A 10159-nucleotide genomic window follows, 5' to 3' on the forward strand; every position below is an offset into this window, starting at 1 on the left:
GGCGCGCGCCTGCTGACGGTCGGCGCCGCCGGTTCCCCGCTCGAGGCCGCCTGCGCGATGGGCCGCGGCGTGCACGTGCCGCTGCCCGAGCCGGGCCGGGAGGCCACCTCGGCGCCCACCTCGCGCACGGCGCTGTGGTCCCTGCTGACGCCGGCCCTCTGCGTCACGTCCTCCCTCGGCGTGCTGGCGCCGCTCGGGGACGCCTCCGCGGCGGAGGCCCTCGCGGAGGTCGCCTCGGCCCTCGACGCCGAGGCGGAGGCCTGCCGACCGGGCTCGGAGACCTTCGTCAACCCCGCCAAAGCCCTCGCCCTCGACCTGGCCGCCGACGTGCCCGTCCTGCTCGGCGACGGCGACCTCGCGGGCGTCGCGGCGCGGCGGGCCGCCTCGGTGCTCGCCCGCACCGCGCGGGTGCCCGCCGTCCACGGGCGCCTGCCCGACGACGCGGGCGACGTGGTGGCCACCTTCGGCGGCCCCTTCGCGGCGGCCGCGGAGGACGACCTCTTCGACGACCCCTTCCTCGACGGGCCCTCGCGCAGCCGCCTGCGCCTGGTGCTGCTGCGGGAGGGGACGGCCGGGGCGTCCGCGGCCGTGCTGCGCCTCGCCGAGCGCTCAGGGGTGCGCACGAGCGAGGTCGTCGCCGACGCCGGGGGGCCGCTCGCCCGCTTCGCCCAGCTCGTCGCGCGCACCGACTTCGCCGCGGCCTACCTGGCCCTCGCCACGGGCCTGGACCCGGCGACCTCCCCGCACGTCGCCGAGCTGCGGGACGTCCTGGGCTGAGCCGCTCACCCGGCCGGAGCAGGGGTCCTGCGCTGTCCGGGTGAGCGCGGCGGCTCGTCCGTCCCGACCCCTCCAGGGACGGGCAGGGGCTGCCGAGGCCTCGACCATGGCGACGAGCGAGAGCACCCACGAGGCGGCGACGACGGCAGCGGTGGGGGACGCGCCCGCCGGGAGCACCCTGGCGGCGGAGCGGCCGGTGCCGCGGCAGCATGTCGCCGTGGACCCCGTCGCCGTGGACCCCGTCGCCGCGGACCCCGTCCCTGTGGGCGCCGTCGCCCCGGGTCACGGCGTCCTGGAGCACGTCTTCGAGCGCCCGGCCACGGCCGGGGCGCCCGCGCCGACGGCCTGGGTGGTCGACCTGTGCGACGACGTGCGGCCGTCGGCGGACGACGTCCGGTCGGTCGGGCCCGTCGCCACGGGCACCCGCGGCACCGCCCTGCAGGCGATGGCGGGCTGGGGCGGCGCCCTGGTCGTCGGCGCGGCGTGCTGGGCGGGCGCCCTCACCGTGCTGACCCGCGTCCTCTGACCCGGCTCCGCCCCGAGCACCGATGGGGCTCCGCCCCCACCGGCCGGGGGGCGGTTCGGGGCTCGACCGGGCTCGGGCGGGCGCGCGGAGTACGCTCGAGAGCCCGGCGTCGGTGGAGACCGCAGGCCCAGAGGGGCTGCGCCGGTGACCTGACCGCCCCTCCCGGAGGACTCCCGTGACGCTCACCGCGCCCGCCGCACCCGACACCACCGCCCCGACCGGCTCGACGGCTCCCGAGGACCTGCCCACCGCGGCCGTCGTCGGCGGCGTCCAGCACCTCGTCGCCGACCTTGGCCTGGCCGAGGCGGGCCGCCACCAGATCCGCCTCGCCGAGCACGAGATGCCCGGCCTCATGGCCCTGCGCGCCGAGATGGGCCCCGCCCAGCCGCTGCGCGGCGCCCGCATCACCGGCTCGCTGCACATGACGGTGCAGACGGCCGTGCTCATCGAGACCCTGACCGCGCTGGGCGCCGAGGTCCGCTGGGCCAGCTGCAACATCTTCTCCACGCAGGACGAGGCGGCGGCCGCCGTCGTCGTCGGCAGCGGGACGCCCGAGGCGCCCGCCGGCGTGCCGGTCTTCGCGTGGAAGGGCGAGACCCTCGCCGAGTACTGGTGGTGCACCGACACCGCGCTCGACTGGAGCCGCGAGGGCCACGACGGCCCCAACATGCTCCTCGACGACGGCGGCGACGCCACCCTGCTCGTCCACAACGGCGTCTCCGCCGAGGCGGCGGGCGAGGTCGCCGGCCCCGAGGCGGCCGAGAACGCCGAGCACGCCGTCGTCCTCGAGACGCTGCGCCGCAGCCTCGCCGCCGACGGCCAGCGCTTCACCAAGCTCGCGCAGGGCCTCAAGGGCGTCACCGAGGAGACGACGACGGGCGTGCACCGCCTCGTCGAGATGGCCCGCGACGGCCGCCTGCTCTTCCCGGCGATCAACGTCAACGACTCGGTCACCAAGTCGAAGTTCGACAACACCTACGGCTGCCGCCACAGCCTCGTCGACGGCCTCAACCGCGCCACCGACGTCCTCATCGGCGGCAAGGTCGCGGTCGTCTGCGGCTACGGCGACGTCGGCAAGGGCTGCGCCGAGTCGCTGCGCGGCCAGGGCGCCCGCGTCGTCGTGACCGAGGTCGACCCCATCTGCGCGCTGCAGGCCGCGATGGAGGGCTACCAGGTGACGACGCTCGAGGACGTGCTGCCCACGGCCGACATCGTCGTGACGACGACCGGCTGCAAGGACGTCGTCACGGCGGACCACATGGCCGCGATGAAGGACAAGGCGATCGTCGCCAACATCGGCCACTTCGACAACGAGATCGACATGGCCGGCCTCGCCCGCGTCGAGGGCGTGCAGCGCACGGAGATCAAGCCGCAGGTCCACGAGTGGGTCTTCCCCGGCTCGGGCGAGCGGCCCGAGCACAGCGTCATCGTGCTGTCCGAGGGCCGGCTCATGAACCTCGGCAACGCGACGGGCCACCCGTCGTTCGTCATGAGCTGCTCGTTCTCCAACCAGGTCATCGCCCAGGTCGAGCTCTTCACGCGCACCGACGAGTACGCGACGGCCGTCCACGTGCTGCCCAAGCACCTCGACGAGAAGGTCGCCCGCCTGCACCTCGACGCCCTCGGCGTGCGGCTCACGGAGCTCTCGGCCTCGCAGGCCTCCTACCTCGGCGTGCCCGTCGAGGGGCCGTTCAAGCCGGAGGCCTACCGCTACTGAGCCCCGGCTCGTGCACACGAGTTGAGCGCCCGACGGGCGGTCGTCCCTGCGGGGGCGGCCGCCCGTCGCCGTCCGGGACCCGCGGCGTCCCGGTCCTGTGGCGTCCCCGACCCCGCACGTCGTCGTCACATCGCCCCGTCAGCGCCTTCTGAGGCGCACTTCGTCGTCACTTCGCCGTGGGACGGACGCTGGGACGGCGACGTGACGACGAAGTGCCGTGTCCAGAGCGCGGACCCATGGACGTCAGGAGAAGGGCAGGCGCTGCAGCTCGTCCGCGTCCTGGCGGCGGCGCTCCTCCTGGGCCCGCAGCCGCTCGAGGTCGCGGCGGCGGCGCTCGGCCAGCACCGCGGCGAGCACGCGCTCGGGGGACGCCGACGGCGGCGGGGGCGGGAAGACCCGTGCGACGACGTCGGCCCGCAGCTGCGCGCCGAGCTGCTCCCGCGAGGTCGGGTTGAGGCGGTGCGAGCGCGCGAGCAGCTGCCGGCAGGCGAGGGCCAGCCCGGCGGGCAGCGCGCCGACGTCGGCGGTGGACGCCCAGCGCGCCAGCTCGGGCGGCATGAGCACCTCGCGGACCTCCTGGCGGGCGGCGCGCTCGCGGACGACGACGGTCCCCGCCAGCAGGTCGCCGATGCGCTTGCCGCGCCGGTTCGCCAGCGCCGTGATGAGCGCGGGCGCGCCCGTCAGCAGCCACAGCTCGCCGACGCCGGTGAGCGCCCGGACGACCGCGTGGCGGAAGCGCACCGGGCCGCCGTCGTCGCGCACGACCCGGGTGCCCATGACGAGGCGCCCGAGGGAGCGCCCGCGCGTCAGCGTCTCGACGGCCGTGGGGATGCCGACGACGAGGAGCACCAGCAGCACCGAGACGACCGTCGCCACCGACGAGGTGTTCGCCCCGCCCAGCCGGGGGAGGGCGACGACGAGCACGACGAGACCGACGACGAGGACCACGAGGGCGTCGAGCAGGCCCGAGGCGATCCGCAGGACCGCCGAGGCGCGCGGCAGCTCGAGCACCACGGCGTCGCCGGTGACGACGCCCGTCCCGAGCGCGTGGGCCAGGGCCTCGTCCTCCCAGCTCGCACCGGCCTCCCCTCGGACCCGTGCGGCGTCCCCGGTCGTCGTCACGCCCCCATGCTGGCAGGGCCGACCCGGCGGCGTGCGCCCGTCCGGGCGCCGGGGCCGGCGGCGGCCTCGGTAGCGTGGCGCCGGCGGGCCGCGGGGGCGCCGCGGTCGGAGGGAGCCCGGTGGACGTCGACGCGTTCGTGCAGGTGCACGAGCCGACCTGGCAGCGCCTCGAGCGGCTGCTGCGCCAGGGGCGGCTGCGCGGCGAGGACGCCGACGAGCTGCTGCGGCTCTACCAGCGCACCGCCACGCACCTGTCGGTCCTGCAGGCCTCGAGCCCCGACCCGGTGCTCGTCTCGCGGCTCTCCCGCCTCGTGGCGCGCGCCCGCAGCCGCATCGGCGGGGTGCGCGAGCCGGCGTGGCGCGAGGTCGCCCGCTTCCTCCTCGTCTCGTTCCCCGTGGCCGTCTACCGCATCCGCTGGGTCGTCGTCGGCGTCGCGGCCGCCTTCCTCGTCATGGCCACCGCGGTGGCGGTCTGGACGGCGACCGACCCGGCCGTGCTGGCCTCCATGGGCGGCGAGCAGGACCTGCGGCAGTACGTCGAGCGCGACTTCGTCGACTACTACTCGCAGAACACGGCGGCGTCCTTCGCCGGCCAGGTGTGGTCCAACAACGCGCGCATCGCCGCGCTGTGCGTCGCCTTCGGCATCACGGGCGTCTTCGTCGTCTACATCGTCGCCGCCAACGCGGTGGGAGTGGGGCAGGCCGCCGGGCTGCTGTTCGCCTACGACCGCGGCGACGTCTTCTTCGCCTTCATCCTCCCGCACGGCTTCCTCGAGCTCACGGCCGTCTTCGTCGCGGCGGCGGCCGGGCTCGCGCTGTTCTGGGCCTGGGTCGCGCCGGGGGCCCGCACGCGCGCGGACGCCCTGGCCGCCGAGGGGCGGGCGCTCTTCACCATCGCCCTGGGCCTCGTCGGGGTCCTAGCGGTCAGCGGGGTGGTCGAGGGCTTCGTCACGCCGGCGCCGTGGCCCACGCCCGTGCGCGTCGGCGTCGGCTTCCTCGTCTTCGCGGCCTTCTGCGCCTACGTGGGCGTCCTCGGCCGCCGCGCGGCGGCGCTGGGGGAGACGGGCGACCTGCGCGCCGGCGACGTCGGCGACGTCGCGCCCGTCCGCGGCTGACACGGCGAGGGGCTCCTGACCGGCGCCCCGGGACCGCTGCAGCGGCACCGCAGCCCGTCGCCGCGCCCCTACGCTGGCGGTCCGTGACGGCACCCCGGAAGACCCTCGGCTGGACCCTGCACGGCGACGGGCGCACCGTCGGCCCCGGCGAGGTGGTCGGCCCCGGGGAGCGGCTCGCGTGGTGGCGGACCGGCGTCATCGGCGTCCAGCACGTCGTCGCCATGTTCGGCGCGACCTTCCTCGTGCCGCTCATCACGGGCCTGCCGCCGGCGACGACGCTCTTCTTCTCCGCCGTCGGCACGCTGCTCTTCCTCCTCGTGACGGGCGGGCGGCTGCCGAGCTACCTCGGGTCGAGCTTCGCCTTCATCGCGCCGCTCGCGGCTGCGACGGCGCAGGGCGGCGTCGCCGTCGCCCTGGGCGGGGTCCTCGTCACGGGTGTGGCGCTCGCGCTCGTCGGGGTCGTCGTCCACGTCGCCGGGCCGCGGTGGATCTCGGCGGTCATGCCGCCTCCGGTCACCGGGACGATCGTGGCGCTCATCGGCCTCAACCTGGCCCCCAGCGCGCTCGCCAACGTCGAGCAGAGCCCGGTGACCGCCGTCGTCACGCTCGGGGCGATCCTCCTGGCGACCGTGCTGTTCCGCGGCCTGCTGGCGCGCCTCGGGGTGCTCGTCGGCGTCGTCGTCGGCTACGTCGTGGCGCTCGCCCGCGGGGAGGTCGACCTCGCCCCCGTCGGGGACGCCGGCTGGGCCGGGCTCCCGCCCTTCACCGCGCCAGCCTTCGACGTCGCGGTGCTCGGGCTGTTCCTGCCGGTGGTGCTCGTCCTCGTCGCCGAGAACGTCGGCCACGTCACCTCGGTGGCGGCCATGACGGGCACCGACGTCGAACGCCTCACCGGCCGCGCGCTCGTCGCCGACGGCGCGGCGACGGCGCTCGCCGGCCTCGGCGGCGGCTCGGGCACGACGACGTACGCCGAGAACATCGGGGTCATGGCCGCGACGCGCGTCTACTCGACCGCCGCGTACCTCGTCGCCGGACTCGCGGCGCTCGCCCTCAGCCTGTCGCCGAAGGTCGGCGCCCTCATCGCCACCGTGCCGCCGGGCGTGCTCGGCGGCGCCGCCACCGTGCTCTACGGCCTGATCGGGGTGCTGGGCGCGCGGATCTGGGTGCAGCACCGCGTCGACTTCGGCGACCCGGTGAACCTCATGACGGCCGGGACGGCGCTCGTCATCGGCATCGCCGACTACACGCTCGTCGTCGGCGACCTCACCTTCGGCGGCATCGCGCTCGGCACGGCCGCGGCCATCGGCGTCTTCCACGGGATGCGAGCCGTCCAGCGGCTGCGCGGGACGCGCCCGCAGGACGAGCGCGCCGACGTGGTGGAGGCGGCGGAAGTGCCCTGAGGTCCTTGCGCTGCCCGGCACACCGAGGGCCGGGTGCTCCGACGTCATGACCATGGAGCGTCGAGACGACGACCTGCGGATGTCCCGGAGGTGACGAGCCGCGTACAGTCCGTCCCTCATCTGAGTGGACGCGTCGCCGTGGCAACCGGTGACCGCCGGTCGTGCGCATCGGAGGTGGTCGTGGCGGCCTCGCACGTCCGAGCGCAGCGCCCGGCTGACGGGCGGACGACCGCTGGTGCTCCGCCGCGGCCGCCGGCGCGGGGCCCCGGGCGCCTCTCGCGTGCGGGCGTCGTCACGCTCCTCGTCCTGCTGGCGGTGGACGGCGCCCTCGTCGTCGCCGACATGGGCCACCGGTTCGCCAGGCTGCAGGGACGCTTCACGGCCTTCGCCGACGGTCGGTGGGACAGCCAGTACGACGGCTCCGCGGCCGAGATCGCGGGCTACGTCCAGGTCGCGCTCACGGTGCTCGTGCTGCTCGTCCTCGTCCGACGGCTGCGGGACCCGGTCCTCGCCGCCTGGGCAGTCCTGCTCTCTGTGGTCGTCGTGGACGACGCCGCAGCGCTGCACGAGCGGCTGGGCTTCGCGCTGGCCGGTGCCGTCGACCTCCCGGCAGTCGCAGGGCTCCGGGCGGGCGACCTCGGCGAGCTGCTGGTCTGGGCCGGCTACGGAGGCGTCCTCGGCCTCGTCGTCCTGGTGTTCCATCTCCGCAGCGACGGTCCCGCGCGGGCGACGTCGCTCCAGCTCGCCGGCGCGCTCGTCCTGCTGATGGCCGCTGGTGCGGGCGTCGACATGCTGCACCAGCTCCTCGAGGGGTCGGTGCCCGACCGTGTCGGGTACGCGCTGGGCCTGCTCGAGTCGACGGGCGAGCTCGTCGGCATGTCGCTGCTGCTGGTCGTGGCGGTGCACCGGTGGGCGACCACGCGCCCTCACACGGGCGAGAGGGTTCGTCGCGGTGGTCCTCAGCAGGTCGTCACAGCCGCCCCGCGGCCTTGAGGGCCAGGTAGGCGTCGGCCAGGCGAGGGGGCAGCTCCTCCGGCGTCCCGCGCACGACGTGGACGCCGGCCCGGCCCAGGCGCTCGACGAGGCGGTCGGTCTCGAGCAGCACGCGCTCCGCAGCGGCGGCGTCGTAGACCTCGACGGCGTCGTCGCGCCGGTCCCGCATCTCCTCGACCCGCGGGTCGGTGACGGAGGCCACGACGACCTGGTGGCGTGACGTCAGCTGCCCGAGCACCGGCAGCAGGCCCTCCTCGACGGCCGCCGGCTCCAGCGGCGTGAGCAGCACCACGAGCGCCCGGCGCGTCAGCGCCGTCCGCACCGTGCGGGCCACGAGCGTCCAGTCGGCCTCGACGAGGCGGGCCTCCAGCGGGGCCATCGCCTGGACGAGGGCGGGCAGCAGGGCCGCGCCCGTCGTCCGCTCGACGCGGGCGCGCACGCGGCGGTCGGCGGCGACGAGGTCGACGCGGTCCCCGGCCCGGGAGGCCAGCGCCGCGAGGAGGAGCGCGGCGTCCATGGCGGCGTCGAGCCGCGGCGCGTCCCCGACCCGGCCGGCTCCGGTCCGGGAGGTGTCGAGGACGAGCAGCACCCGCCGGTCGCGCTCGGGCCGCCAGGTGCGCACGACGAGCTCCTGGCGACGGGCGGTGGCGCGCCAGTCGATCGAGCGCACGTCGTCGCCCTCGACGTAGTCGCGCAGGCTGTCGAACTCGGTGCCCTGCCCGCGGACCTGCACGGCCGAGCGGCCCTCGAGGTCGCGCAGGCGGGCGAGGCGGCTCGGCAGGTGGCGGCGGGAGCGGAAGTGCGGGAGCACCCGCAAGGACGCCGGGACCTCGCGCGAGCGCTGCCGAGCCGCGAGCCCCAGCGGCCCGACGGCGCGGACCGTCACGCGGTCGCCCTCGCGGTCCCCGCGGCGCGTGGGCAGGAGCGGCGTCACCAGCCGGCGGCGCTCGCCGGCGGGGACGTCGACGCGGTGCCGGTCCCCGGACGGCCCCGCCGACGGGCCCCAGGCGTCGCGGACGACGCCGCGCAGGCGCCGCGGCCCCGGGTTGGTGACGAGGAGGGCGCTCTCGGCGGGCTCGCCGAGGCGGACGCCCGCGGGCACCTGCCGCTCGAGCCCGAGCCGTCGGGGGGAGGCCGCGAGCGCGAGGTCGACGCCCACGGCCAGGAGCACGAGGGCGGCCCACGTGACGGGCGGCGCCCATCCCGGCAGGAGGCCGACGGGCACGGCGCCGAGGGCGACGAGCAGGACGAGGCGTCCGGTGACGTGCACGCCGGGCTCAGCGGGGGACGGCGACGCCGCCGAGGACGCTGGTGAGGACCGCGTCCACGGTCACGCCCTCGAGCTCGGCCTCGGGGCGCAGCTGGACGCGGTGGCCCAGCGTCGCGGGAGCGAGGGCCTTGACGTCGTCGGGCGTCACGTAGTCGCGCCCCTGCAGCCACGCCCACGCCCGGCTCGCCGCGAGGAGCATCGTCGCGCCGCGGGGGGAGACGCCGAGGGACAGCGACGGCGCCTCGCGGGTGGCCCGGACGACGTCGACGACGTACCCCAGGACGTCGGGGGCCACGCGCACCCCGCCGACGGCCCGGGCGCCGGCGGCCAGGTGCTCGGGGCCGGCCACGGCGCGCAGCCCGGCGGCGGCGAGGTCGCGCGGGTCGAAGCCGGTCGCGTGGCGCTGGAGCACCTCGAGCTCGGCCTCGCGGGGAGGCAGCGGGAGCCGCAGCTTGAGGAGGAAGCGGTCGAGCTGCGCCTCGGGCAGGGGGTAGGTGCCCTCCTGCTCGACGGGGTTCTGCGTCGCCGCGACGACGAAGGGCCGCGGGAGCGGACGGGGCCTGCCGTCCACCGTGACCTGGCGCTCCTCCATCGCCTCCAGCAGGGAGGCCTGCGTCTTCGGCGGCGTCCGGTTGATCTCGTCGGCCAGCAGGAGGTTGGTGAAGACGGGGCCCTCGCGGAACACGAGGTCGGAGACCCCGGCGTCGTAGACGAGCGATCCGGTGACGTCACCGGGCATGAGGTCGGGGGTGAACTGCACCCGCGCCGTGTCGAGGCGCAGCGAGGCCGCCAGCGCGCGCACGAGGAGCGTCTTCGCCGTCCCGGGCACGCCCTCGAGCAGCACGTGGCCGCGGGAGAGGAGGGCGACGACGAGGCCCGTGACGGCGACGTCCTGGCCCACGACCGCCTTGGCGACCTCGGTGCGCACCGCCGTCAGCGCCTCGCGCGCCTCCTCGGCCGAGGGCAGGTCCTGCTCGGCCGGCACGTCGGCGGCGACGCCCGGGCCGGGGCCGGCGTCGGGGACGGGTGCGGGCGGCTGGTCGGGCTGCAGGGCGGGGTCGGTCACGATCGGCGGACCTCTCTCTCGAGGGCGTCGAGGGCGTGCGCGAGGCGCACGAGGCCCTCGTCGTCGCCCGGGGCGGGGGAGCGGAGCAGGGCGTCCACCTCGGCGGCGGGCCGTCCCGTCGCCGCGGCGGTGGCGGCGACGACCGCGGGGGCGCCCGCGGAGGGCGGGACGCC

General features: G+C 76.8%; 9 protein-coding genes. 6 read left to right on the plus strand and 3 right to left on the minus strand.

The window, feature by feature from the left end; genetic code table 11:
- The 3 genes from HLB09_RS08730 to ahcY form a co-directional block, all read left to right on the plus strand.
- On the plus strand, positions 1-777 hold a 777-nt coding region (locus HLB09_RS08730), incomplete at its 5' end, for an SIS domain-containing protein (RefSeq protein ID WP_171203004.1).
- Between the two features lie 106 nt (positions 778-883).
- Complete coding sequence (locus HLB09_RS08735) at positions 884-1303, plus strand: hypothetical protein (protein WP_171203005.1); 420 nt, start codon at positions 884-886, stop codon at positions 1301-1303.
- Between the two features lie 175 nt (positions 1304-1478).
- Entirely contained in the window at positions 1479-3020 is a 1542-nt protein-coding gene (gene ahcY / locus HLB09_RS08740; protein WP_171203006.1) for an adenosylhomocysteinase, read from the plus strand.
- Between the two features lie 243 nt (positions 3021-3263).
- On the opposite strand, the gene HLB09_RS08745 is transcribed toward ahcY, so the two are convergent.
- Positions 3264-4142 (minus strand): RDD family protein, encoded by an 879-nt coding sequence (locus HLB09_RS08745; RefSeq protein WP_212770796.1) that lies wholly within the window; start codon positions 4140-4142, stop codon positions 3264-3266.
- A gap of 119 nt (positions 4143-4261) precedes the next feature.
- Here HLB09_RS08745 and HLB09_RS08750 point away from each other — a divergent pair, with 119 nt between their 5' ends.
- The 3 genes from HLB09_RS08750 (at position 4262) to HLB09_RS08760 (ending at position 7650) form a co-directional block, all read left to right on the plus strand.
- The gene (locus HLB09_RS08750; protein ID WP_171203007.1) at positions 4262-5257 is read left to right on the plus strand and encodes a stage II sporulation protein M; all 996 of its coding nucleotides are present in this window, start codon (positions 4262-4264) and stop codon (positions 5255-5257) included.
- Positions 5258-5340: 83 nt separating this feature from the next.
- Positions 5341-6657, plus strand: coding sequence for a uracil-xanthine permease family protein (locus HLB09_RS08755; protein ID WP_171203008.1), 1317 nt, complete (start codon positions 5341-5343; stop codon positions 6655-6657).
- A 180-nt stretch (positions 6658-6837) separates the two neighbouring features.
- Positions 6838-7650 carry a hypothetical protein gene (locus HLB09_RS08760; RefSeq protein WP_171203009.1) on the plus strand — a complete coding sequence of 271 codons (813 nt, stop codon included), beginning with the start codon at positions 6838-6840 and terminating at the stop codon, positions 7648-7650.
- Here the strand turns inward: HLB09_RS08760 and HLB09_RS08765 are convergent.
- Both HLB09_RS08765 and HLB09_RS08770 read right to left on the minus strand, forming a co-directional pair.
- Entirely contained in the window at positions 7628-8920 is a 1293-nt protein-coding gene (locus HLB09_RS08765) for a DUF58 domain-containing protein (protein ID WP_171203010.1), read from the minus strand. The genes HLB09_RS08760 and HLB09_RS08765 overlap by 23 nt on opposite strands.
- A 7-nt stretch (positions 8921-8927) precedes the next feature.
- Complete coding sequence (locus HLB09_RS08770) at positions 8928-9986, minus strand: AAA family ATPase (protein ID WP_322790092.1); 1059 nt, start codon at positions 9984-9986, stop codon at positions 8928-8930.
- Between the last annotated feature and the right edge of the window lie 173 nt (positions 9987-10159).

The organism is Pseudokineococcus marinus (genome assembly GCF_013004605.1).
GTDB lineage: Bacteria > Actinomycetota > Actinomycetes > Actinomycetales > Quadrisphaeraceae > Pseudokineococcus > Pseudokineococcus marinus.

Bases quoted from the DNA above. Each gene is read 5' to 3' on its own strand.
- HLB09_RS08735 (WP_171203005.1), top strand. From the start codon at position 884: ATGGCGACGAGCGAGAGCACCCACGAGGCGGCGACGACGGCAGCGGTG.